Below are 24522 nucleotides of genomic sequence, written 5' to 3'. Positions count from 1 at the left end.
TTTAATAAGACAAATGATTGGTATGCGGGAGTGTTTAAACTAGGTATGTGGTTATCGAGAGCTAAAAAATATTTTCCCAATAGCAACAACACTATAGGACTCATATTTGATTTTTGAAAAAACTCAGTACAACTCAAAGAGGCTTCTTCCCTACTCCCGACTCCCTACTCCCAGCCTACGCAAATAATTTCAGAAATCAAATCGGATTGCTATATTATTCGTTGGTATGATGAAATTATTGCTTACTTTGATAATGGTACAAATAGTGGCATGGTTGAGGGAATTAATAACAAGATTAAACTGATTAAACGTTCTGGTTATGGATTTAGAAGCTTTGAAAATTTTAGAGTCAGATGCTTATTAAATTGGCATTTTATTTATTAGTTTGGCATAACAAGTACTGAAGAGCCAATTCAGTTTTTATCTCCAAAGTAATTTGAAAAATTTTAATACCATAATTGAGCTATAACGCTTATGTCTTTCTTCTACAAAATTGGTTATTTCACAAAAATTTGCAGAGAATACAAACTACGGCTAAATCATAACTGGTTGTGCAAGTATATAACCTTAAGCTCTCACGAATGAGGACAGATGAACTGATGACGAAGGTGATTGCTTCTGTAAATTTATTAGAGGCGATCGCTCCTTAATTAATCCAGTCACAGAAGATATAGAAATATATTTAGTTTTTGTTTCCAAAATCTGGCTTACTGCCATTGAGCAAAAATCTGCTTTATTTGCTTAATTGCCTCATCAGCTGCTTGCTCGGAGGATATACCATCTACAATTATTCTGTGCAAAGCTTTACCCCAGACATTCTCCTTTAAAACCAAGCTATAGGCTGGGTTTTGAACAAAATAAAATGGGCGCGTTTCTTTATTGAGAAAAATCTTCACGGTAGTCGAAAGATACGGAGCTTTTGAGTCTACCCAAAAAGGATCTTTCCACGCCGATGTTAGGACTGGTAAATGACGACCTCCAGAAGCCTTGAGATAATTTCCCATGACTTCTGGTTGTATTAAGTATGCAAGAAACTCTTTAGCTAGTTTCTGTTTCTTGGACTCGGCAAACAAAAACACTTGCTTAACCGTAATTAAGTAGCGCATCGCCAAGCCATTGGGTTTATTTGGAAATTCTAAGATACCAAGCTTTTGATGATAGATAGATATCAGGGTTTTGCCGTACAGCAGTGTGATTGAAAACAACATCTGCAATGACTTTGACATTACAACTGTGAGCTTTTGTAATAAGTTTTTTGAAATCTCCTTGTGAACCTCTACCTTCAATGACACTGTAGTCTAAGGGTTGATAGCGTGCCCACCATTCTCGACTGGGATTAGATTTTTGGGTTGGAGAAGTTTGGATGTGAGAATATCCTTGCTTACCTAACTCACAAACAAACTGTTCAACATGACTATATTGCTGATTAAATGCATGAAAAATAGCAGTGGGCTTTTCTGTTGCCATTTAAACAGGAGAAACACAAATTGTGTAGAAAATAATTGCACAACTCTTATAAGTTTCTAACGCCATTCTGCTACAAAATGCCAATGACGATCGCCCTTATGCAGGAATGACTAAAGCAATTAGTGAACGTTTATCAAGTGATTGAACTTTACCTACTTGACTAAGATCGCTGACAACGCGGTCTAGTAATTCTCCAGCTTGCTCCCGATATTGATGTTCTCGACCTCGTAAACGAACAGCAAACTTCACAGAATCGCCTTTACTCAACCACCCAATTGCTTGTTCAATGCGTAACTTATAATCAGCCACACCCACGTTTAGACCGAACCGAACTTCTTTTACAACTGGTCTAGCACTTTGGGCCTGACGCTTTTTCTTTTGATACTGAAGTTTGCCATAATTAAGAATCTTTGCAACTGGAGCCTCTTTACCTTCGGAGACTAAAACTAGGTCAAGCTCTAAGCTTCCAGCTAGCTGTAGCGCCTCATATGTGTCGGTCAAACCACGATTGTTATTTTCATGGTCAATCAAGAAAACTTGGGGTGACTTGATTTGCGAGTTAATTAGTTGCTTTTGAATTGCGATAATGTTTTCCTCCCATTTATTCCAAAGCTGTAGTATGCCAATCATGCCAACTTAGCACGACTTTGTTGCTCCCATCTATTGTAACGTAATCCTTTGCTCCTCCCTATTCACAAAACCCGCACCCCACAAGCATCGCTTATCTTCAGAATCTCCTGTGTGCTTGGGGATTCGCTTATACTATAATCACCCTTTAAGAGGTTATTTATAAAGTAAAAATAAAATTCTTGTAGGGTGTGTTGGGCGCATATTTCGATATGATTTGTAACGAAAAATATGACTCTCGGCTATGACGCACCGCTATGTAAGACGGTGCGTCATAGGAAAGCCGTAACACACCCTAACTTTTGATTTACTTTATAAATAGCCTCTAAGAGGAACTTGTGTGAAGCTGTAATAGAGAGCAGGGTCTAACTCTCTTCTGTGTTCAGTTCTAACTTTCATAATTGCAAATATGCCTTCAATTACTTACAACCGCACCGACAGCCAGCAGCCGCAAAGCATTACCATTAAAGGTTATGTTGTCCGTCCAGGATTACACATTCTCACCTACGAGCAACTCAAGTTGCTGCGAGAGCAAACACAGCACCATTCTCAGCTTGAATATCTAGTGAGCCAAGGTGTGATTAAGTTGACTGGTTAATTTATACCATCACCCTCAACCCCGAAGCTCTGGCAACTGCATGGACAACGAATTGCTCCCGTTTTACCAGCAGTTCCTCTTGCTACTCCACCCACAGCAATCCACGCTCCTCGCTGCTTATGGGTAAACAGCACTCTACACCCATCAACCTCCGATTTGTAATCGCAGTATTACTCAGTAGCTTGCTGTAACTGGGCTGTTGTTTGTCCGGGGGGCATTCTTCAATAGAATCTAGCTTAGGTTTCTAGTCTAAAAATACACTTATGTGTTAAATCTCTTAACATCAAGTTTTACACAATTGAGGTGAGATCAGATGCCGGATATTATAGATACTGCAATTAATGCAGGTTCTTTCAACACCTTGGTAACAGCTATTACTACTGCTGGTCTTGATACTGCACTTAAGGGAGATGGGCCATTTACTGTCTTTGCACCAACAGACGAAGCCTTTTCCAAGCTTCCATCAGGAGCCGTAGAAGAACTCCTAGAGGATGTGATTAAGTTAAGAAAGGTTTTAGAGTACCATGTGGTTTCTGGCAAGATTAATGCGACTGATTTAGCTAAGTTGCAAAAGCTAACAACGACCGAGGGAAATGATATCAAAGTTAATGCTGAGAATGATGTTAAGGTGAATGATGCTTACATTGTGACTTCGGATGTGGAAGCTGACAATGGTGTTATCCATGTTATTGATAATGTGTTATTCCCTGAATAACTTTGTTCAGACACTTGCTTTCATTGAAATTTGTAATTCCGATCGGATGAGCATTTAATTTTTTGCCTTTATTGGCAATCAAAATGACCCAAACTAGATATGCTTATTCAGATTGAGTAGTTAATGTTGTATATAGGACTCCTGTCTGATTTATGAACAATATTTCAGATAAAACCCTGATAAAACGGGCTTTTCAGTCTCAGTATATTTTCAAAAATCAAATCGGAGTCCTATATTTCCAATTTGTTTGTAGGAGCTTCTTCATTACTTGAGGTACTTTGCTAGTGGTGGGTTGAACTGGAGCAAATGAGAGCGAATATTATTGATCCAGTTAAACTCAAAGTAACAGCAATAGAGTGCAATGCCATTTCCTCCTGCGTTTTTGACAAGAGAAAACGCTGTGTTGATGCAGCCTTTAGTTCACTGGCCGTTGCTACCCTAGCGTGTGTTGCATCCAAGAGAAAATTGCATAAAAAAAGCCCCCAGTATTTCTACTAGGGGTGAAAAATATAATACCATTTCACTTTATGTTTGTCGGAGATGCCCCTGTTTGTGCCTCTACTTAGATAAAAGGCTGGAGTATTTCTCAAATATTACAGCAAAAAGTGATCAGGTATAAAATTAACCAACATTTGCCAAGAGTAATTCTCGTTTTTCTGATTTTTTTACTCTTATCTGAGAGTCATCATCAACATCGATAATCGCTGTGTCTCCATCTGTAATTTCACCAGACAGCATTGCTTCGGCGAGAGAATCTTCTAGGAGGCGCATAATTGCCCGACGTAATGGTCTAGCACCATAGCTGGGGTTGTAGCCTTCTTGTACCACACGCTCTTTGAAGCGATCGGTAACTTCTAGGATAATTCCCTTTTCTGTCAAGCGGCTAGCAACATCGCGGAGCATAATTTCAGCGATTTGCTTAACTTCATCCTTGGAAAGCTGGGTGAAGACGATAATCTCATCAAGACGGTTGAGGAATTCAGGACGGAAGTAAGCTTTCAATTCCTCATTTACCAAGGTGCGGATGCGGTTGTAACTAGCGTCGGCTTGAGTGTCGAAGTCAAAGCCTAAACCACTACCACCTTTTTCAATCACCTTAGAACCGATGTTGGAAGTCAAAATGATCAGCGTGTTCTTGAAGTCCACTTTCCGACCTTTGGCATCGGTAAGATGACCGTCATCCAAGATTTGCAGCAGCATATTGAATACATCGGGGTGCGCTTTTTCGATTTCGTCGAATAGCAGCACTGTGTAAGGTTTACGCCGCACGGCTTCAGTCAGTTGTCCGCCTTCGTCGTATCCGACATAACCAGGAGGCGAACCAATTAGCTTGGCGACGGTGTGGCTTTCCATGTATTCGGACATATCTAGGCGAATCATCGAGTCTTCCGAACCGAAGAAGTAGGCAGCTAGTGCCTTCGCCAATTCTGTTTTACCGACTCCAGTAGGGCCAGAGAAGATAAAGCTAGCAATAGGACGATCTGGGCTTTTTAGTCCGACGCGGGCGCGACGGATACCGCGAGATACAGCCGAGACTGCTTGCTCTTGACCGATGAGTCGTTGGTGCAGAGTGTCTTCTAGGTGCAGGAGCAACTCTGACTCCGATTCAGTTAGCTTGTTGACTGGTACGCCAGTCCAAGAGGCAACAATTTGGGCGATGTCTTCTTCGTCAACGACGGTGGAGTTGACAGGTTGCTCGTTTTGTGTGAATGTTGCTTGCAGTTGTTCTGCGAGTTCTAACTCTTGGTCGCGCAGGCTTCCAGCTTTGTCAAAATCTTGGACTCTGACTGCTGCTTCTTTAGCTTTGGTGACGCCAGCGAGTTCACGCTTCAGTTCTTTATTAGGAGAACTCTGAGAGTTCCGCAGACGAACGCGAGAACCTGCTTCATCAATCAAGTCTATTGCCTTGTCGGGCAAGAAGCGATCGCTAATATAGCGGTCTGATAATTGTGCTGCTGCTACAAGTGCCGCATCCAAAATTGTGACTTTGTGGTGTTGTTCATAAGCACCGCGCAAGCCGTAGAGAATTTGTACGGTTTCCTCTACTGAGGGTTCCCCAACCATAATTGGTTGGAAACGACGCTCTAGGGCGGCATCGCGCTCGATATGCTTCCGATACTCATCGAGGGTAGTTGCGCCGATGCACTGGAGTTCACCTCGGGCTAAGGCAGGTTTGAGGATATTGGCTGCATCCAAACCACCTTCTGTACCACCAGCGCCAACCAAGGTGTGAATTTCGTCAATCACCAAGATGATATTGCCGACAGTGCGGACTTCTTCCACGACTTTTTTGATGCGTTCTTCAAAATCGCCACGGAAGCGAGTTCCAGCTACCAATGACCCCATATCGAGGCTGATAACTTGCTTACCCTGTAAGCTTTCGGGAACATCCTGGTTGATAATCCGTTGAGCTAGACCTTCTGCGATCGCAGTTTTACCAACTCCTGGTTCTCCAATCAACACTGGGTTGTTCTTAGTGCGACGACCGAGAATTTGGATAGCCCGCTCAATTTCCTTTTGGCGACCGACTACGGGGTCGAGTCTGCCTTCTTGTGCTAATTTGGTCAAATTCCTGCCAAACTCTTCCATAGTTAGCGGTTGGGTGCGCTTTTGACTACCACCACCAGCTAAAGTCGGTGCATTTTCACCCAAACGGCGAACTATGGCGCTGCGAACACTCTTGAAGTCAACTCCTAGATTTTGCAGTACTTTGGCGGCGACACCTTCACCAGCCTCGGTCAATCCCAAGAGTAAGTGTTCAGTGTTAATGTAATTCTGTCCCAGACTATGAGCTTCTTTAAAGGATTGCTCAAAGAGGCTTTTCACCTTGGGGGTAAAAGGAATTTCTGGTGGTACAAAGCCAGAACCCCTACCAATAATTTTTTCTACCTCGCGACGGGCATCTTTGAGGGTAACGCCTAACTCGGCCAGCACTTTAGCAGCAACCCCAGTTCCTTCTCCCATCAAACCCAGGAGAATTTGTTCTGTTCCTACAAAGTTATGTCCCAGGCGACGTGCTTCCTCCTGAGCTAGCATAATTACTCTAATGGCTTCGGAAGTGAAGTGTTCAAACATAGCGGGTTCTTGCTCCCTAGCTGCTTGGACTTTGGGTGAGATAAAATTCACCCTCATCTAAAGTTTTTTGTATTTTCTTAAGGACTAATGTAACTTTATTTAAAGTTAAGTGGCAGTGGTGAGAGCCGTAAGACCTCAGGTGTAGTTGCCGTCTAATAGGAGTGCTGAGTGCTGAGTAAAGTAGCTAGGAACTGAGTAGTGGTTAATTTAACAATTAAGCTTCAGTGTTTGGTGATTTACCTTTGCTTTTTTTGCTCCTCTGCTCTGGGCTAAACTAAAAACTCAGGATTTAGCATTCAACACTCAAGACTGACGATGACTGAAGCAACGGCCGGTAAAGACCAACAACATCCTCTTTATAACCGCGATCGCCCCCTTATTGATATTTTACTCTCTCAAGAGGCGACAGACTATAACTTAGCAGAATTAGCTAGACTGCGAATGCGTTATCAAGGGTTTCCAGGGGCGAGAGACATCCAAAAAGACCTAGATAAAGTCTTGCAGCAGTGGGGTTTGACCGAAGCGGAGCTTTTTGAGAAAACTCGCAAAATTCATGATTTGGGAGGAATTTACAAAAGTCGCGGCAAGAAAGAAGAACAGGATTGGAATTAGTTATGGGGCATTGGGCATTGGGCATTGGGCATTAAGCATTAATCACTTGACTCCTAACAGAGGCGATTAATCGCATCTCTCCCCACTCCCCACTCCCCACTGGAATGACGATCGCTAATTCTGTGCCTTTGCCTAACTCAGATGTCACCGTGAGTTGTCCACAATGTTTTTCTTCCACAATCTGCCGGGAAATTGACAATCCCAAACCTGTACCTTTGCCTACTGCCTTGGTGGTAAATAAGTAATCAAACAGTTTTTGCTTGACATTTTCTGACATTCCCTGGCCATTGTCTTGAATTCGGATCAAGACGTGATGCCGATCTTCAGACAAGCTGGTTTGAATTGTGATGCGATTGGGATTATTCTGGATTTGTTGGAAACTACGCCCTTTGTTAGATTCTTCCAAAGCATCAATGGCGTTGGCAATCAGATTCATAAATACTTGGTTGAGTTGCCCAGGAAAGCATTCTAATTGAGGTATTTGCCCATAATCTTTAACTACTTCAATGTCAGGATGATGCTCATTGGCTTTTAATCGATGGTTCAGGATGAGTAATGTACTTTCAATGCCTTCATGAATATTAAAAGGAACCTTGCGATCGCTATCTCCTCTAGAGAAGGTGCGGAGACTGGCGCTGATGCCACGGATGCGATCGCTACCTTCTTTCAGGGAAGAGATGAGTTTAGGTAAATCTTCTTGGAGATAGTCTAAATCAATTCTGGCGATCGCTGACTCAATTTTTGCTCCCGGATCAGGAAAGGTTTGCCGATAAAGGTCGATTAGTGCCAATAAGTCGTGAATATATTCTTGAGCTGGTTTCAAGTTGCCGGCAATAAAGTTAATCGGGTTATTAATTTCGTGGGCAATCCCTGTAATGAGGTTGCCCAGTGCCGACATTTTTTCGTTTTGCACGAAACTGTTGTATTGTGACTGTTGCAGGTCGTGCAATGCTTGAGTTAATAGTGCTGTTTGTTTTTCTATGGTGATTAAATCGCGGTATGACCTTAAAGCAGCGATCGCACTTGTAATTAACTTTTGGCGAGTCAGTTCCACCTTCAACTTATAATCATTGATGTCATAGTTAAAAATCACTGATTCTTCGGGCGCATCTCCCGGTTGTCCGGTGCGTAAAATCACCCGCACAATCTGATTTTTCAATTCTTCCCGAATATACTTAACCACCCTTAACCCAGCATCATTAGTTTCCATCACCACATCTAATAAAATAAACGCGGTATCTGGGTGAACGGCAATCAGCTTTTTGGCTTCTGTTCCCGAAAAAGCAGAGAGAAAATTTAACGGTTTGCCCTCAAAGGTAAAACTTCTCAAAGCCAGCTTGGTTGCTTGGTGGACTTCAACATCATCATCCACAATCATCATTTTCCAAGTTTCAGAAGTCTCTTGTCCCTGACTCTCTACCTCCAACGGAGTTAAGTGAGTGTGATCACTTATCTGCTCTTGATCATCTTCAAATATGAAGACTTCATCATCTTTCAGTGAGAGAAACATATCGGTATCGTTAAGCATTGCCAACCAACTTTGTTAAAAGGAACAAGAACACTTAATAGTTTGTGGACAGAGGTAGTGTCACTGTAAATAGGGTTCCCTTTTCTACTTCACTATGAACATCAATTGTCCCTTGCAGCTTTTGAGTAACTAAGTTGTAGACAATATGCAGACCTAAACCACTGCCTCCTTTTTGCCTAGCAGTGGTGAAGAAAGGCTCAAAAATTTTGTTTAAGTTTTCTGGTGGAATGCCGCAACCATCATCACTATATTGAATCACAACAGCCTCACCTTCTGGCTTCACCTGAATCCGCAACTGCCCTGATTCATGAAGTTGATAGGCATGAGTTAAGGAATTCATCACTAAGTTGGTGAAAATTTGCGCTAAAGCCCCAGGATAGCTGTTGATGATCACAGTTTCATCTCCTGTCACAATCAGGGTATGGCAAGCTTGTTTGAGTTTGGGATTTAGGCTGATGACAATTTCTTCCAAATACTGCTTGACTAAAAATGTCCGGTGTTCCAAACTGGTTTGATCCACCGCTACTTGCTTGAAACTTTGCACGAGTTCTCCGGCACGATTTAAGTTGCTGAGAATCAAGTCAGTACTTTCCTTGGCAATCTCCAGATAGTTGTTTAAGACTGAACGCTTTAATTGACCTTGTTCGACAGCCGTAATAAACGATCGCGTTTCGTCAGCTAAAGTAGAAGCAACGGTGATACTGGTGCCCACAGGTGTATTAATTTCATGAGCAATCCCAGCCACAAGACCACCTAAAGCCGCCATTTTCTCAGATTCCACCAGTTGCTTTTGGGTAGCTTTCAGGTCTTTTAGAGCTTGAGACAGTTCTTGAGTTCGTTCAGTTACCTTTTGTTCCAAGGTGTTGTACAGGGTAGCATTTTCAATGGAGATAGCAGCTTGAGACGAAAGCAAATTCAGAACTTCCACCCGTTCTGGGGTAAAGGCTCCAGTTGTGAGATTATTTTCTAAATAGACAATCCCGATCAAATTGCCTTGATTGAGGAGGGGAAAACTCAAGATAGATTTAGGTTGCTGTTGATGAATGTAAGAATCACGAGTGAAATTATCTGCATTAGCAGCGTCGCTTAATACAACACTATCTTTGGTACGAACAACGTAATCAATAATAGCATTAGATAATATTGCTTTACTGAAGGTTTCGATGACTTTAACTGCATCTGAGTCAATTGTTCCTGATGCTGCAATCTGCCATTTCCCCTGTTGGTTGAGAAGTAAATAACCCTTTTCTGCCCCAGCATTTTCGATGACAATTGTCATTAGTTTGGTCAGTAAAGTATCGAGTTTGATTTCTCGCCCCAGAATTTGGGAGGCTTTGAGGATGCTTTTTAAATCTAAGGAAGTTGATATGCTGGTACTACTGGTGGAGATGGTTTTAGAGGTTGGAAGTTGAGAGTTTCTTTCGGCTTGGTTTAAAAATTGGGGATAGCGTTTTTCTAAATCTGCTACTTTGGCTTTAGCCCCCCAGCGAGTGTAGGCATAATAGGCATTGAGTAGATAATCTTGGGCAATTCTGTCTTTACCCCATTGGAGATAAAATCTGGCAGCAAGTTCATTAGCGATCGCTTGTTCGTTGAGATATTCATGAACTGTAGCTTTAGCGATCGCGCGATCGTACATCTCAATGGCCTCAGCTTTTTGTCCTAAAACTCGATGCCGTTCAGCTTCCACTAAATAAAATTTGTGCAATAAATTTGTCGGCGTGTAGTTCGCCCAATTCTGCATTTTCGCTTGATTTGCTGTGACTTTTTCTAATAAGCCTGCTTGTGCTGACGGCAGTGCATCAGCATATAAAGCTAACGCCGTCAGAGAAGCGTAAAAATTCTGAAGTGGTACGATTATGTTTCCTATTAGTGCATTTAGACACTTTTCTAACTCTTGGACATTGGCTGCGGCCTGCGGGAAATCTTGGAAAAGATAGCAGAGAAACAACTTGGAGAAATATAGGTACGCCAGTCCAGTGCCATCATTAGCTTGCTGATGCCAGGGTAACATTTGCTCCTCCCGATAAGCTGCCCCACTTAAAAGACAAGGGTTTTCAGTTGTTTCTAGCAGATTTAAGGTTAACTGCCAATAAATAGCTAGATACTCAAAAGCCGCTTTGTTTTGGACTTGACCGAGGGAATGACTGTAGTTAGCAATTTGCCGTTCAACTTCCACCAAGTTTTGGCCAATCGCCCATAAATACACGCTATAAACGACCGCACAACTACCTGAAGATTCTATATCTCCTGTGTCTCTACCAATTTGATAAGCTTCCCTTAAAGACTTGATCGTTTGCGGGAGTGGTTCTTGCCAATGCCGGATGCAAGTATTAAATACAAAGCTGATGTAACATTTGAGATGTTGAGCATCGTAGCGTTCTAACAAACTCAAAGCAAGTTGACCAAATTGATAGCCCAATGTAATCTCTTCCAAGACTCCACAGAGAATTACACCGTACGCCACATAGGCAACCGTTGATAGTTCTGTATTGCCATGTTCCAGAGATAAATTCACCATCTCTAAAACAAGGAATGGGAATATCTCAGGCGCTCCCCGAAAGGCAGGTGACATGATGCTGGAAAGAATTTGCATCGCTGCTAGTTGGTGGGCTTCCCGCATTTGGGGCAGGTTGATTAGGTCTTCGACTTCCCTTCCCGCCAGATGATCTGCTGTTTGCTGTAACACTTTGCCCAGTTCTGAGTGATTTACAGGAGAGGAAAAATTAATTCCCAAGGCTTGCAGAACTTCTAGACCGGTTGCGGTCGCTGCTAGTAATTTATTCTGCATTGAAAAGCCTTGGATTTGAATTTGATAAACTTTTACCTTGTCTAACAAAACTTGAGTATTTTCTAGTACCTCTTCTACACATCTATTCATCTGTGTGAAGTCACCGCACAGAAATGCTGCTTCTGCTGCTGACTCAAATAATGCCAAGGTTTGGTCATAGTTTGTTTGCCAAGAATCTGCTGCTAGTAATTTAATGCCGATTAAAAAATATCCCATAGCAGCTTCATAAGCAGCAGATGCTTTGGCTTTACGTCCTGCTAATAAATTCAACTTAGCTAATTCATCCTGTTCAATTTGAGTATTAATTAACTCTGCACCAATATTTAATTGGTTAACAATTTCAAAAATTTTCTCTTCTTGCTCTGCTGCTGATGTATTGCTCAATATCAGTCGCCCAATTTGTAAATGGGTTGCTTGCTTTTGCGCTTCTGGAATCAAATAATAGGCAGCTTGTTGGACGCGATCGTGCTGGAATTTATAACTAGCTTTTTTCTCATCCCCAAAATTTCTCAGGTAATATTGATTATTTGAGAAAACAATTAAACCTTCTTGTAGTGCTGGTAATAAGTGGTCTAAGACTTCCTTGACTGATTGCTCAGAAATAACTGCCAAGGTAGACAAATCAAAATTATTACCAATACAAGCCGCTAACTGCAAATTTTTCTGAGTGCCTTCTGGCAAATTGACAATTTTTCTTGTCATTAATTCCACAACATTATCGGTAATGTCCTTGGCTTGAATCTGCTCTAAATCCCAGCACCACTGCTTTGTTGGATAATCAAAGCTGAGTAATATATCTGTATAGAGAGATTTCAAAAATTCAGTGATAAAGAAAGCATTACCCTGAGTTTTCTCGCAAACCAAATTAGTTAATGGCTGACTAAAGATAATTGAACAGCCCAATGCTTCCGCAATTAAAGCATTTACATCTTTTGGGGTGAGGTTTTCTAAATGAATCTTGGATACAGTTCCTCCCTCTTTATCAATCTCGTCCAAAGTGATCATCAATGGATGAATTGAATCTACTTCATTATCTCGATAGGCTCCGACAATGAGTAAATTTTGAATGTTGCGATCGCCTAAAATAATCTTGAGCAGTTTTAGCGAACCACTATCAGCCCATTGCAAATCATCAATGAAGAAAACTAGGGGATGTTCAGCCTGACAAATAGCCTTGATAAAGTTTTGGAAGACTAAATTAAAACGGTTTTGGGCTTCTTGTCCAGCCACCTGAGCTACAGGAGGTTGTTCGCCAATCACAAATTTTAAATTAGGAATGACATCAATTAAAACCTGTCCATTATTGCCAACAGCAGCTAATATTTTTTCTTGCCATTGTTTTAAAACGGATTCGCTTTCAGTCAATAATTGATTGCACAGGTCATTGAATCCTTGAGAAATGGCGTAGTAGGGAATATTTTTTTGGTACTGGTCATATTTACCAGTAATAAAATTGCCGCGTTTGGCTGTAATGGGTTTATGAACCTCATTTACTAAAGCTGATTTACCCACTCCCGAATAGCCTGCAACCAACATCAATTCAGTTGTACCATTGGCGATGCGATTGTCCTCTGGACACGCTACGCGATCGAAAGCCGCCAATAACGTCTCTAATTCTGGTTCCCGTCCATAGAGTTTTTGCGGAATTATAAACCGATCAGAAACATCCTGACTACCCAATGGAAACACCTCAATTTTGCCATTGGTTTGCAGTTGACGCAAACATTGTTCTAAATCTGCCTCAATACCAGAAGCAGACTGATAGCGGTCTTCGGCATTTTTCGCCATCAGTTTGATCACAATATCACAGAGGACTTGGGGAATAGAAAAAGAAACCTCACCCCAACCCTCTCCTTGGTAAGGAGAGGGTGCTTTATGCGGGTGAGGTTTATTCATACTTGGTGGTTGTTTAGCAATATGGCAATGAATCAACGCTAGAGGATCATCTCCTTCAAACGGTACTTCTGTTGTTAGTAATTTATAAAAGGTCACTCCTAAAGAATAGAAATCACTACGATAGTCAATCGCCCGATTCATTCGACCTGTTTGCTCAGGAGAAATGTAAGCAATAGTACCTTCTAGAACATTGGGATTTTTGAATGATTGGGTTTCTCGTGACAGAACAGTAGAAATACCAAAATCGATGATTTTAACTTGTCTGGTGTCGGGGTTCAAGACAATATTTGAGGGGTTAATATCTTTATGAATGATGTTAGCAGCGTGGATTTGTCCAAGGATTTCGACGATAGAAATACTCAACTGGAGAAACTCTTCTAACTCTATTTTTCCAGCTAGTTGCAATTGAGCTAAAGAACTACCGCCGAAATCTTCTAACACTAAGACTGGACGTTGTTGGTGAGTTTCCAAAGCGTAAACTTGGACAACTCCTGTGAGATTGAGATTGTGGATAATGTCATATTCACGCTGATAACAAGCAATACGTTCTGGCGAAGGATAAGCATCTCGCAGGGTTTTGAGAATTACAGGTTGGTCATCGGCTTCCCTGTAGCCTCGATAGATCAGAGAGTTGCTGCTGTCGTAGATTTGGTCAATAATTTTATAGCCGGAAAGCGTGAGCATAGTTTGGGTACTCCTTAAAAGTGGGTTAATGCTGTCCCAGTTATTTTGTTGGAGTTAGTGTACCCATTTCGAGACTTTATATCATGTCCGCCAGATTACCCATAATAAAAGAACCCCACCCCCAACCCCTCCCCGCTCTTCGGGAGGGGAGACAAAGCATAGCTTTGGCTCTTTGGGGAACTCCTGAGTTTAATAAGCAATCAAGCGGACATGATATTAGGAACAAAAAGATCCCCGACTTCTTAAAGAAGTCGGGGATCTGAACGTCTCAGTGGAGAGCAAATCAAATAGGATTGCTATATTCCTTATACATCTACAATTAGCCTTGCTTTTCTCAAAAAGAATTGGAGTACAGTTTCTTCTTTAGAAATAATGTCAGCTCTGCCTTCCATTCAAATGGGAATGGAACATTGTTTATTTCCTCGACCTAAAGACAGGCTTTGAGGTTCAATTGTTACCTCATAGAAGGCAGCACCTTTGGGAGTAGTTGTAGTTGCACCTGTAGGGTCAAAGATGCAATCAATGACTTACGAGTCAAACTAGAAAAGCGCTCCGATTTGGAAAACAGTTATAAAGCCAAAGCTCAACAAGTATATGACTGCTTTATTCGTCCTTTTATCAAAGATTTAGAAACAGAGAAAATCGAAACTTTAGTGTTTATCCAAGATGGAATTCTTCGCAATATCCCAATGGCAGCGCTGTTTGACGGTAAGCAATTCTTGATTGAAAAGTATGCGATCGCCACTACCCCAGCCCTGACTCTAACCAAGCCAATCCGCTATAACCCTGAAGAATTAAGGATATTGGCTTTCGGCTTGACACAGGCAGCTACCGTTGAAACTGATGCGGGTGCAAAATTTTTTGAGCCGCTTAGTCAAGTTAAATTAGAGCTTAAAACCATTACAACGAGTTTACCTAAAAGCAAAGGTTTACTGGATCAAGACTTTACACCTGAGCGATTGCAACAAGAGTTATAAAAAAATACTTACTCAGTAATTCATCTACCAACACACGGCAAGTTTGGTATTGATGATAGAGAAACGTTCTTGGTAACTGGGAAAAAAGTTGAAGTAAATCATCAAAAATCTCGCCAAACCGAGACTTATAATGAAAAATTGACAATAATAACTGACCTTTATCAACTAATTAGTAATAGTCGCGATCGCAATAATCCCATAGAGTTATTGACTTTGACAGCTTGTGAAACTCTAGGTCTGGCTGGTATCGCCATCCAAGCCGGATCTCAAAGCGCCATAGGTTCTCTATGGAAACTTGATGATGCAGCAACCACGTAACTAATAGTCAAATTTTATCAAAGCTGGCACAGTGGATTTGAGGTTGAAAACAGTTATAGATTAAAAAATATATGTATAATCATAACAAATAATAATAAGCCAGTATTAACATTATTATTTGTTGGTATTTCTTTTGTCTTGGTCAAAACCAGTTTTATGACGAAGAGATTAATAGAAGTGGATACTCACAGTTCTTCTTACTAACAGAGTCGAAATATTCTTTGTGAGGGTAAGTAAGATACCCACCCCAGGAAAATAAATATTTTTTGTCAGTCAAAGTGTAGTGCCTACAAGACCTTACACTGCCCATAATGCCGTAACAAATGGTCACACAGCACCAATGCCACCATTGCCTCAACCATTGGAACTGCACGCGGTAACACACAAGGATCATGGCGTCCTTTCGCTGCTAATAGCGTTTCTTCGCCCTCACGAGTTACAGTCTTCTGCTCTTTTCTAATTGTTGCTGTCGGCTTAAATGCAACTCGCAAAATGATATTTTCCCCGTTGGAAATCCCCCCTTGAATACCACCAGAACGATTTGTTAGTGTGCGGATTTCACCATTTTGATCAATATAAAATTCGTCGTTATGTTCAATTCCCGTTAGCAGCGTTCCCCCAAAACCGGAACCAATTTCAAAGCCTTTGCTAGCAGGGAGAGACATGACACCCTTAGCGATATCAGCTTCCAATTTATCAAATACTGGTTCACCCAAACCTTTCGGCACATTTCGCGCCACACATTCTACTACACCACCGATAGAATCACCTTGTCTACCTGTTTGCTCAATTAATTCAATCATGCGATCGCTGCATTCAGCATCGGGACAGCGGACGATATTGCTTTCCACTTGTTCTAAGGTGACAGTATTTGGATCAACTACACCTTCCAAGTCTTTGATGCGCTTAACGTAAGCGATAATTTCAACATTGGCAACTTGACGGAGAATTTTTTTAGCGATCGCACCTGCTGCTACTCTTCCGATTGTCTCACGCGCTGACGACCTACCCCCACCTTGCCAATTGCGAATGCCATATTTTGCATCATAAGTTGCATCCGCGTGAGAAGGCCGATACTTCTCGGCCATCTCGTCGTAATCTTGGGGACGAGTGTCTTGATTGCGTACCAAAATTGCTATAGGGGTTCCTAGTGTTTTGCCTTCAAATACCCCTGATAAAATCTCGCAGGTATCCGCTTCTTTCCGAGGGGTCGTAATTTTACTTTGTCCGGGACGCCTTCTATCTAGTTCTACTTGAATTTCTTCTGCCGAAATTTCTAGTTGTGGAGGACAACCATCAATCACAACCCCCACACCGCCGCCGTGAGACTCGCCAAAAGTACTAATGCAAAATAGATGACCAAAAGTGTTGCCCATGATTTTGAGGAAAAAGGTGAGGCTTATGTATTTTACCTAGAGTTCTTGCAAAAGTTTGTTTTTGCTCTGATCTTTGTATAACTTTCTGCTATTTTTTAACATTTATGCAACGGTGTTTCCGAGTTTTTATCCAACTTTATCTGTTGCTAACTTAAACAGGACTTACGCAAACAATAGCCGAAAAGAAAGATTTTCTTCTTAGGGCAATTCATGAATTGCCCCTACAGCGTGTGGTTTTGCGTAAGTCCTATTAAATAAAAAACGCCCCCCCTTTCGGGAGAGCGCTTTTCGATTTAGCTAAACTTTACTATTTAACCGTTGATAGCAGGAGCAGTAAGAGCTACAGGAGCAAAATCACCTGCCGCCAAATCTAGGGGGAAGTTGTGAGCATTGCGCTCGTGCATCACTTCCATACCCAGGTTAGCCCGGTTGATTACATCTGCCCAAGTCGCAATCACACGACCTTCAGAATCAATGATTGATTGGTTGAAGTTGAAACCGTTCAAGTTGAACGCCATTGTGCTGACACCCAAGGCGGTGAACCAGATGCCGATTACAGGCCATGCTGCTAAGAAGAAGTGCAGTGAACGGCTGTTGTTGAAAGAAGCGTATTGGAAGATTAACCGACCGAAGTAACCGTGGGCTGCAACGATGTTGTAGGTTTCTTCTTCTTGACCGAACTTGTAACCGTAGTTTTGGGATTCGGTTTCGGTGGTTTCACGAACTAAGGAAGAAGTTACCAGACTTCCGTGCATTGCAGAGAACAAACTTCCGCCGAATACACCTGCTACACCTAATTGGTGGAAGGGGTGCATTAAGATGTTGTGTTCTGCTTGGAACACGATCATGAAGTTGAATGTTCCAGAGATACCCAAGGGCATACCATCTGAAAAGGAACCTTGTCCGATGGGGTATACCAAGAATACTGCGCTTGCTGCTGCTACTGGAGCAGAGTAGGCTATAGCAATCCAAGGACGCATTCCTAAGCGGTAGGATAGTTCCCATTCACGACCCATGTAGCAGAATATGCCAATCAGGAAGTGGAATACTACCAATTGGTAAGGACCACCGTTGTAGAGCCACTCATCAAGAGATGCTGCTTCCCAAATTGGATAGAAGTGCAAGCCGATGGCGTTGGAGGAAGGTACTACTGCACCAGAGATGATGTTGTTTCCGTAGATTAAGGAACCTGCGACTGGTTCACGGATACCATCAATGTCTACTGGAGGTGCGGCGATGAAGGCGATTACGAAGCAGGCGGTGGCGGCTAGCAGGGTGGGGATCATTACTACGCCGAACCAACCGATGTAGATGCGGTTATTGGTGCTGGTAATCCACTCGCAGAATCGATCCCATACGTTGGCGCTTGAGCGCTGTTGTAAGGTTGCTGTCATGGTTTTATAAGTGCGGTTAGTTATTTATGAATCAGGCAGTTTTGTTTTTGCCTGTGAATGTACTTTACAATGCTTTACAATTTTTAATCAAGTTTTATTACTTCAGTAAAGCTGATAGAAGCTATTAGCTTTACTTATTTAAAAGCAAGCAACGAGGTCAGGATACGCCGAAGCTCTCTTTTGTATGACATCACAATATATATAGTTGTAGAAATTCTGATTCTATTGCCTACTTCTGGGAATAATAGCTTTGTAGATTACCGCTATTCCAAAAAAAATTAACCCTCGGCTTACAACTGGGGGCTTTTTTTGTTTGGCAAAATGGCATATCTATAAATTAGACGGTTGCTATGGTATTTGAGTAGGATACATTCCATGCGAAAAGTACTGACTTGCATTACCCCTGGTAGTTAGCCAGGGGTTTTTATTGGAACTTCTACTGAGATATTGCACCATTCTTAATAACCGTAAAGTTGCCAACTTGGTATGAGTAGTGATTCTAGAATTCCCTGCTTTTCCGAATTAATAAGGGATATCGATTTTAATTCAACTAGGGAAGTGTCAATATAGGCTTATGTCGAAGCCAAAAAATCAAGTACAACGAATTAACGATGACAGAAGCTAAAAACGTAATCGGTGGAAACCTAGAAGCCTGCTGCACTTCTCCCATGACTGGGTTTTACCGCGACGGTTTTTGTCGCACAGGTGGTCAGGATTTCGGGTCGCATGTTGTATGTGCCGAAGTGACATCAGAATTCCTGGAGTTCACCAAATCGCGGGGGAACGACCTGAGCACACCTGTCCCTGATGCTAATTTTCCTGGACTGAAGCCTGGCGATCGCTGGTGTTTGTGTGCTTCTCGCTGGCAAGAAGCTCTCGATACTGGCGTTGCTTGTCCTGTCATCCTCTCTGCAACCCATGCTAGAGCTTTGGAAGTGGTTTCCCTAGACGAATTGAAAAAACATGCCCTAACTTCGTCTTGATTGGGCAAACAGGGCAATTCAATTTTGGATTTTGGATTTTAAATTTTGGATTAAATTTCAATCTAAAATCCAAAATCTAAAATCTAAAAAAATTCTTGCTCCCCCAACTCCCCAGTCCCTAGTCCCCAACTCCCCAGTCCCCAGTTCCAAATCAACTCACTGGAACTTCCAGAGGTAGTTTTAATACATTGACAACCATAGCAATCAATTTAGTGGGGTCAATTGGCTTAGATAAATGCTGCTGAAACCCTGCTGAAAGGGCTTCTAAGCGGTCTTCCTCTCGCGTGTACGCTGTTAAAGCGATCGCCGGGATACGTCCGCCTTTTTCTGGTTCTAAAGAGCGCAGTTTCCGAATCAGCATATAACCATCTTGCTGTGACATGCCGATGTCGCTAATCAGGATATCTGGTTTTGCTTGTTCAAGGACTGCTAGCGCTTCATCAACTGATGCTACCGCAGTGGCAAAAGCCCCATACTCCTCAAACATAAAACTGAGAAAGTTACGGGTATCTGCTTCATCATCTACAACTAAAACTCTTAATCCAGCAAGCGGCGTTGATGCCACAGGGGAGGAAATTTCTCCTGTGGCTTCTCTACTCCCCCTGTTACCCCTATTGTCTTGTAGCAGTGGCAGTTTCACAGTAAAGGTTGCTCCTTCTCCAGTGCCTAAACTTTGGGCAGAGATTGTACCTTTGTGCAGTTCCACTAGATGGCGAACGATCGCTAATCCTAATCCTAGTCCATTGTGCGATCGCGTTGTAGTGCTGTCTGCTTGCCGAAAACGCTCAAATACTTTGGGTAAAAACTCAGAACTGATGCCAATGCCCGTATCGGTAACTTCAATTTTGGCGTATTTGTGAGTTGTTTGTTGTTCTTCACCACAGACTACTGACAGATTCACTTCTACCCTGCCACCTTTAGGGGTAAACTTAATGGCATTAGTTAGTAGGTTCCAAACAACTTGTTGTAACCGGGCTGGATCGCCATAAACTGATCCTACCGAAGTATCCAGGACAGTATTTAACTTAATATCTTTTGCTTCTGCTAAGGGACGCACTGCCTCTAAGGCTGCCTCCATCACCGACATCAGATTAACCGCAGATACATTTAACCGCAGCTGACCACGGATAATCCGGGATACATCTAAGATATCCTCAATTAGTTGCATCTGAGATATAGCATTGCGTTCAATCGCCTCTAGGGCGCGAGAAGTGGCTTTGTCGTCAAGTTTCTTAGAGCGGAGGATTTTTGACCAGCCCAGCATTGAGGTTAGGGGTGTGCGGAGTTCGTGGGACAGAACGGCGAGAAACTCATCTTTCATCCGATTTGCTGCTTCTGCTTCCTGTCTTGCCGTCTGTTCTCGAATCACTTGAGCGCGGACTTCTTCTGCTTGTTTGCGTTCAGTAATATCTTCGAGGGTGCCTACATATCCCAGCAATTCTCCTTGACCGGAAAGCATCGGTGATGAGCGAACCTGTACCCAACGGACGATGCCATAAGCAGTTTGAAAGCGAAACTCTTCAGAGTAATCGCGACCTTCACGAATGTAGTTAGACCAACTGGCAACTGCTCGTTCTCTATCTTCTGGATGAACAGATTCTAGCCAGCTTTTTTCTAAACTCTCTGCCGCTTTCAAGCCACAAATTGTCTGATATCGGGGATTAGTATATCTACATCCTCCTTCAGTATCAATTTCAAAAATGCCAACGGGTGAACAGGTACTTAGCGATCGCAATCGTTCTTCACTTTGCCTGAGTTCTGCATTCACAGCTACCAGTTGCGCTGCTTGTTGCTTGACAGCTTCTGTTTTCTTAAATAGTTCTACGAATACTGTGACTTTAGAAGTCAAAATATTAGGGTCTAATGGTTTGAGCAAATAATCAACTGCACCCAAGGCATAGCCTTTAAACAGCATTTGGTCGCTGGTGCTAAAGGCGGTGAGAAAGATAATTGGAGTGTGACGCGATCGCCCCCGATTGCGAATCAAGGTAGCAGTTTCAAACCCATCCATCCCTGGCATTTGTACATCGAGCAAAATTACCGCAAAGTCTTGATGCAGCAGACACCTCAAAGCTTCTTCCCCAGAAGTAGCTCTCACCAGATTCTCTCCCAGTTTTTCCAGGATTGCTTCTAGTGCCAGCAAATTTTCTAGTTTATCATCCACTAGGAGGATGTTTACTTTGGGTTCCATCTGCATGGGTTTATTTCCGTGATGAGTGACAAAGCTTGACCATTTGGGAAGCAATGTTTGAGAGTGTCAAAATCCAGTCTACTGTAACAGCAGAAATTGCTGCTTCTGGCATAATATCGCTCTCAGCTGTGGCAGGTTCCTGCACAATAGTCAGTCCTCCCCGCGCTTTTATTTTCTTAAGACCTTGCATACCATCTTGATTTGCCCCTGTCAATATTACACCAATTACTTGCTGGGTGTAGACATCAGCTGCTGACTCAAACAGCACATCGATAGATGGTCTAGCATAGGAAACAGGCTGATCAGTCGAAAGAGCAAAGTGACCTAGTTCAACTAGCAAGTGATAATCTGCTGGAGCTAAGTAGATATGTCCTGGTAGTATTTCGTCTTTGTCTTCCACTTCTCGAATCGGTAACGAAGTGGATTCTTGCAATAACTCCTGAAGTGTGTTGTTAGTAGACTCCTTGTGACGATGTTGCACGATCGCGATCGGCACTAAGAAGTCTGCTGGTAAGTTCCCCAGGATAATTTTTAATGCTGATAATCCGCCCAAAGAAGTACCAATTACCACAATTTTAAACGACACTTGTTTAGTCCTCACACCTATAGAATGTGGGTTTCAATCTTAGTGTGACTTGATTCCTCATAAAATCCTTTCAGCATTCTCCAGTTCCACCACGGCTACTAACTTACCTTGATTCGCTTTTATACCAACTACTCAAAATTATATATTTTTGCCATTTGCATTACAATTAAAGATTTTATCATTGTGAAATACTTTACAGAAAAATATTATATTTATAAATTTTAAAATTTTAATTAATGCCAAAATCGATACATTGTGGAAATAGTTTATTGCTAACTAATTAACATTTAAAATTTTAATTATTATTGTTTTGACAATTCATAAAAATTTACTTAAGCTAAGGATAGGTTAAGCAAATCAACAACCGACAGCGATTTGGTTTAGCTACATCAAAAATTGCTGTTGCAGACTATTGGCATGAGGAAATTAATCGCGGTCAAAAATTTTTCTTGTAGGCAATTTTACTAAAATTATCTACAAAAAGCTAAGACATAATTAAGCCTATTGCACCGCGCACATATTGAACAGATTCCGGTCAATTAGAGATGGATACTTGTGGTGATATTAGTGAGTATCCATCAATCATTAAAGTTTGACCAAAGTGCGGTAAATATGTCCAGGAGAAGACAATGCTTGAGTATTTAACATCTTTGAACGACCACAATTTACCCTATCCAGATACGATTCATCCCATCGTTGTCCACTTCGTAATAGCGATGGTGTTGTTTTCCTTCTTTTGCGATGTAATTGGCTATTTTACTGGTAAAGCCAGTCTTTTTGAGGTGAGTTGGTGGAATATGTTAGTTGCCACGATCGCCATCTTCGTTGCAATAATTTTTGGTCAGTTTGAAGCAGGTTTAGCACAACCTTACAGCCTAGCTAAATCAGTTCTGAATTTACATACGCTGATTGGTTGGTCACTTTCGGGAATCATCACGGCGATTACAGCTTGGCGCTATGTAATTCGTGCCCGTAACCCGCAAAAAATACCAATTTATTATTTGGGAGCCGGGTTAATTTTGACCCTAATAGTTGGCTTGCAGGTATATCTCGGAGATGAACTTGTTTGGGTGTATGGATTGCATACAGTACCAGTTGTGGAAGCAGTAAAGGATGGTCTGTTGCGATGAACTCAGAATTAATTGACCAATTGAGCGGCTCTCTAGGCGCAAACGGATTACCTTACACAATTCCCATTCATCCCAACTTAGTCCATTTAACAATAGGTTTGTTCATCATTGGGATGACCTTTGATATTGTTGGTGTTCTGTTCCCCTTTGAAAAATGGGTCTTTAAATTTTTAGCAATTACTGTGGAACGTGACAACTTATTTAATGTTGGCTGGTACAACATGTTAGCTGCCAGCATCATTACATTTTTCACAGTGGGAGCAGGCTTTTACGAAATGCTGTTGGCAACACCACCAGCTGATATGAAAAGTGCCTGGGGATTGCAGGCAATGGAAACTATGCTTTGGCATGGTGTGGGTGGTGTGTTGTTATTAGCGCTGATTGTTGTCCTGACCATCTGGAGAGCATGGCAGCGCTTCGTTTGGGCCAAACAAGAATATAAACAGACAGATAGAGAAGTGCAATGGAGCTATCTGTTGGCAGGCATAGCAATCATGTTCATTCTGTATGTCCACGGGACACTAGGGGCGCAAATGGCTGCCGAGTTTGGCGTACACAATACAGCAGATAATTTGCTGCGATCGCACGAAAACCTCAACACTCAAATAAGTCATTAGTCATTTGCCCCATGCCCCATGCCCAATGCCCAATAACCAAAGACCATGAAGAAGATTTTAAATATTTTGACGCTGCTTACAGGCGCGATCGCAGTGACTCTTACCAGTCTCTGGATCGGCAAGCAGGCTTACTCCTGGCTTCCCCCCCAAGCAGCGGCCGAATCCCTACTAATTGATGATTTGATTAGCTTCTTAGTAACCCTGGGTGCCTTCATTTTCTTGGGAGTAACAAGTACTCTGATGTATTCTGTGATCTTCCATCGGGCAGTCAAAGATGACTTCACTGATGGCCCCCCAATTGAAGGTAATGTCACTCTAGAAGTTGTCTGGACAGCAATCCCTATTCTGTTGGTGTTTTGGATTGCGAGCTACAGTTACCAAGTTTACGAACAAATGGGGATTCAAGGCCCATCAGAATTAGTTCACTTGCATAATCCATTGGCAATGCAATCGGCTTATGCAGCACCAGAAAAAGCCTTAGCAGAACCAGTTGAAAAAATCGACGTACTAGCTAAACAGTGGGCGTGGGTTTTTCACTATCCCGAAAGAGATGTTACGAGTACCGAATTGCATTTACCTAGCGATCGCCGAATACGTTTAGCGCTGCGATCGCAAGACGTTCTCCACGGCTTTTATATACCTGCATTTCGCCTCAAGCAGGATATTATTCCCAACCATGCGATCGACTTTGAATTTACTCCTATCCGCCCTGGACAATACCGATTGACCGATTCCCAATATAGCGGCACATACTTTGCGACGATGCAGGCAAATGTGGTTGTCGAATCTCCTGAAGATTATCAGCAATGGCTGGCCCAAGCTGCAACCCAAAAGCCATCCCTAGCAAATAATCAGGCAGCTTCTGAGTATGCTCAAACATCCAATCAATCAGTCAAAACTGGTTGGGTTACAGTTCCACCTGCTGCACCTCCTCTAGTAAATTCACCTGGTTGAAAG

17 protein-coding genes and 3 pseudogenes are annotated in these 24522 nt (G+C 42.2%); 9 read left to right on the top strand and 11 right to left on the bottom strand.

The features are described from left to right. Nucleotides 1-213: 213 nt before the first annotated feature. Nucleotides 214-384, top strand: a pseudogene (locus tag V7K30_RS31665) (transposase); the annotation flags it as partial. A gap of 323 nt (nt 385-707) precedes the next feature. On the opposite strand, the gene V7K30_RS31660 reads toward V7K30_RS31665, so the two are convergent. From V7K30_RS31660 to infC, 3 genes are all read right to left on the bottom strand, one after another. Continuing rightward, nucleotides 708-1208, bottom strand: a complete 501-nt coding sequence (locus V7K30_RS31660; RefSeq protein WP_335006192.1) for an ABC transporter substrate-binding protein — start codon at nt 1206-1208, stop codon at nt 708-710. Further along, nucleotides 1123-1467: an alpha-amylase family glycosyl hydrolase gene (locus tag V7K30_RS31655; RefSeq protein ID WP_335006191.1), complete on the bottom strand. Its 345-nt coding sequence runs from the start codon at nt 1465-1467 to the stop codon at nt 1123-1125. The genes V7K30_RS31660 and V7K30_RS31655 overlap by 86 nt, the downstream gene beginning before the upstream one ends. A 96-nt stretch (nt 1468-1563) precedes the next feature. After that, complete coding sequence (infC, locus tag V7K30_RS31650; RefSeq protein WP_335006189.1) at nt 1564-2097, bottom strand: translation initiation factor IF-3; 534 nt, start codon at nt 2095-2097, stop codon at nt 1564-1566. Nucleotides 2098-2503: 406 nt separating this feature from the next. Here infC and V7K30_RS31645 point away from each other — a divergent pair, with 406 nt between their 5' ends. Together V7K30_RS31645 and V7K30_RS31640 are read left to right on the top strand one after the other, a co-directional pair. Further along, nucleotides 2504-2692, top strand: a complete 189-nt coding sequence (locus V7K30_RS31645) for a hypothetical protein (protein ID WP_335006187.1) — start codon at nt 2504-2506, stop codon at nt 2690-2692. Nucleotides 2693-3005: 313 nt separating this feature from the next. After that, a complete protein-coding gene (locus V7K30_RS31640) occupies nt 3006-3407 on the top strand; it encodes a fasciclin domain-containing protein (RefSeq protein ID WP_335006185.1) in 402 nt (133 codons plus the stop codon). A gap of 621 nt (nt 3408-4028) precedes the next feature. Here the strand turns inward: V7K30_RS31640 and V7K30_RS31635 are convergent. Beyond that, entirely contained in the window at nt 4029-6482 is a 2454-nt protein-coding gene (locus tag V7K30_RS31635; RefSeq protein WP_335006196.1) for an ATP-dependent Clp protease ATP-binding subunit, read from the bottom strand. Between the two features lie 315 nt (nt 6483-6797). On the opposite strand from V7K30_RS31635, the gene V7K30_RS31630 reads away from it, so the two are divergent. After that, nucleotides 6798-7094, top strand: a complete 297-nt coding sequence (locus V7K30_RS31630) for a DUF3288 family protein (protein ID WP_334735277.1) — start codon at nt 6798-6800, stop codon at nt 7092-7094. Between the two features lie 31 nt (nt 7095-7125). Here the strand turns inward: V7K30_RS31630 and V7K30_RS31625 are convergent, their stop codons facing one another. The 3 genes and pseudogenes from V7K30_RS31625 to V7K30_RS31615 all read right to left on the bottom strand — a co-directional run. Next, nucleotides 7126-8622, bottom strand: coding sequence for a hybrid sensor histidine kinase/response regulator (locus V7K30_RS31625; protein WP_335006183.1), 1497 nt, complete (start codon nt 8620-8622; stop codon nt 7126-7128). Nucleotides 8623-8656: 34 nt separating this feature from the next. Next, nucleotides 8657-13993: a trifunctional serine/threonine-protein kinase/ATP-binding protein/sensor histidine kinase gene (locus tag V7K30_RS31620; RefSeq protein WP_335006182.1), complete on the bottom strand. Its 5337-nt coding sequence runs from the start codon at nt 13991-13993 to the stop codon at nt 8657-8659. A gap of 305 nt (nt 13994-14298) precedes the next feature. Next, nucleotides 14299-14481 (bottom strand): annotated as a pseudogene (locus V7K30_RS31615) (HlyD family secretion protein); the annotation flags it as partial. Between V7K30_RS31615 and V7K30_RS31610 the strand changes: the two are divergent. Beyond that, a pseudogene (locus tag V7K30_RS31610) lies at nt 14434-15288 on the top strand (CHAT domain-containing protein). The pseudogenes V7K30_RS31615 and V7K30_RS31610 sit on opposite strands and share 48 nt — an antisense overlap. 287 nt (nt 15289-15575) lie before the next feature. Here V7K30_RS31610 and aroC read toward each other — a convergent pair. Next, nucleotides 15576-16664 carry a chorismate synthase gene (gene aroC / locus V7K30_RS31605; protein WP_335006180.1) on the bottom strand — a complete coding sequence of 363 codons (1089 nt, stop codon included), beginning with the start codon at nt 16662-16664 and terminating at the stop codon, nt 15576-15578. A gap of 311 nt (nt 16665-16975) precedes the next feature. Further along, nucleotides 16976-18058, bottom strand: coding sequence for a photosystem II q(b) protein (gene psbA / locus V7K30_RS31600; RefSeq protein WP_335006179.1), 1083 nt, complete (start codon nt 18056-18058; stop codon nt 16976-16978). A gap of 611 nt (nt 18059-18669) precedes the next feature. Here psbA and V7K30_RS31595 point away from each other — a divergent pair. Beyond that, complete coding sequence (locus V7K30_RS31595; protein ID WP_335006177.1) at nt 18670-19041, top strand: DUF2237 family protein; 372 nt, start codon at nt 18670-18672, stop codon at nt 19039-19041. Nucleotides 19042-19192: 151 nt separating this feature from the next. Here V7K30_RS31595 and V7K30_RS31590 read toward each other — a convergent pair whose 3' ends face one another. Further along, a complete protein-coding gene (locus V7K30_RS31590; protein WP_335006175.1) occupies nt 19193-21238 on the bottom strand; it encodes a hybrid sensor histidine kinase/response regulator in 2046 nt (681 codons plus the stop codon). Between the two features lie 4 nt (nt 21239-21242). Next, nucleotides 21243-21818 (bottom strand): chemotaxis protein CheB, encoded by a 576-nt coding sequence (locus V7K30_RS31585; protein WP_335006173.1) that lies wholly within the window; start codon nt 21816-21818, stop codon nt 21243-21245. 629 nt (nt 21819-22447) lie between these two features. Here V7K30_RS31585 and V7K30_RS31580 point away from each other — a divergent pair. The 3 genes from V7K30_RS31580 to V7K30_RS31570 are packed head-to-tail and all read left to right on the top strand — an operon-like array spanning nt 22448 to nt 24519. Then, nucleotides 22448-22948 (top strand): DUF2231 domain-containing protein, encoded by a 501-nt coding sequence (locus tag V7K30_RS31580; RefSeq protein ID WP_335006171.1) that lies wholly within the window; start codon nt 22448-22450, stop codon nt 22946-22948. After that, entirely contained in the window at nt 22945-23565 is a 621-nt protein-coding gene (locus V7K30_RS31575; protein ID WP_335006169.1) for a DUF2231 domain-containing protein, read from the top strand. Before V7K30_RS31580 ends, V7K30_RS31575 begins: the two co-directional genes overlap by 4 nt. A gap of 45 nt (nt 23566-23610) precedes the next feature. Next, nucleotides 23611-24519 (top strand): cytochrome c oxidase subunit II, encoded by a 909-nt coding sequence (locus tag V7K30_RS31570; protein WP_335006168.1) that lies wholly within the window; start codon nt 23611-23613, stop codon nt 24517-24519. Nucleotides 24520-24522 lie beyond the last annotated feature (3 nt).

It is taken from the genome of Nostoc sp. (assembly GCF_036917655.1).
Classification (GTDB): domain Bacteria; phylum Cyanobacteriota; class Cyanobacteriia; order Cyanobacteriales; family Nostocaceae; genus Nostoc.
This window is presented reverse-complemented; position numbering and strand designations above follow the sequence as displayed.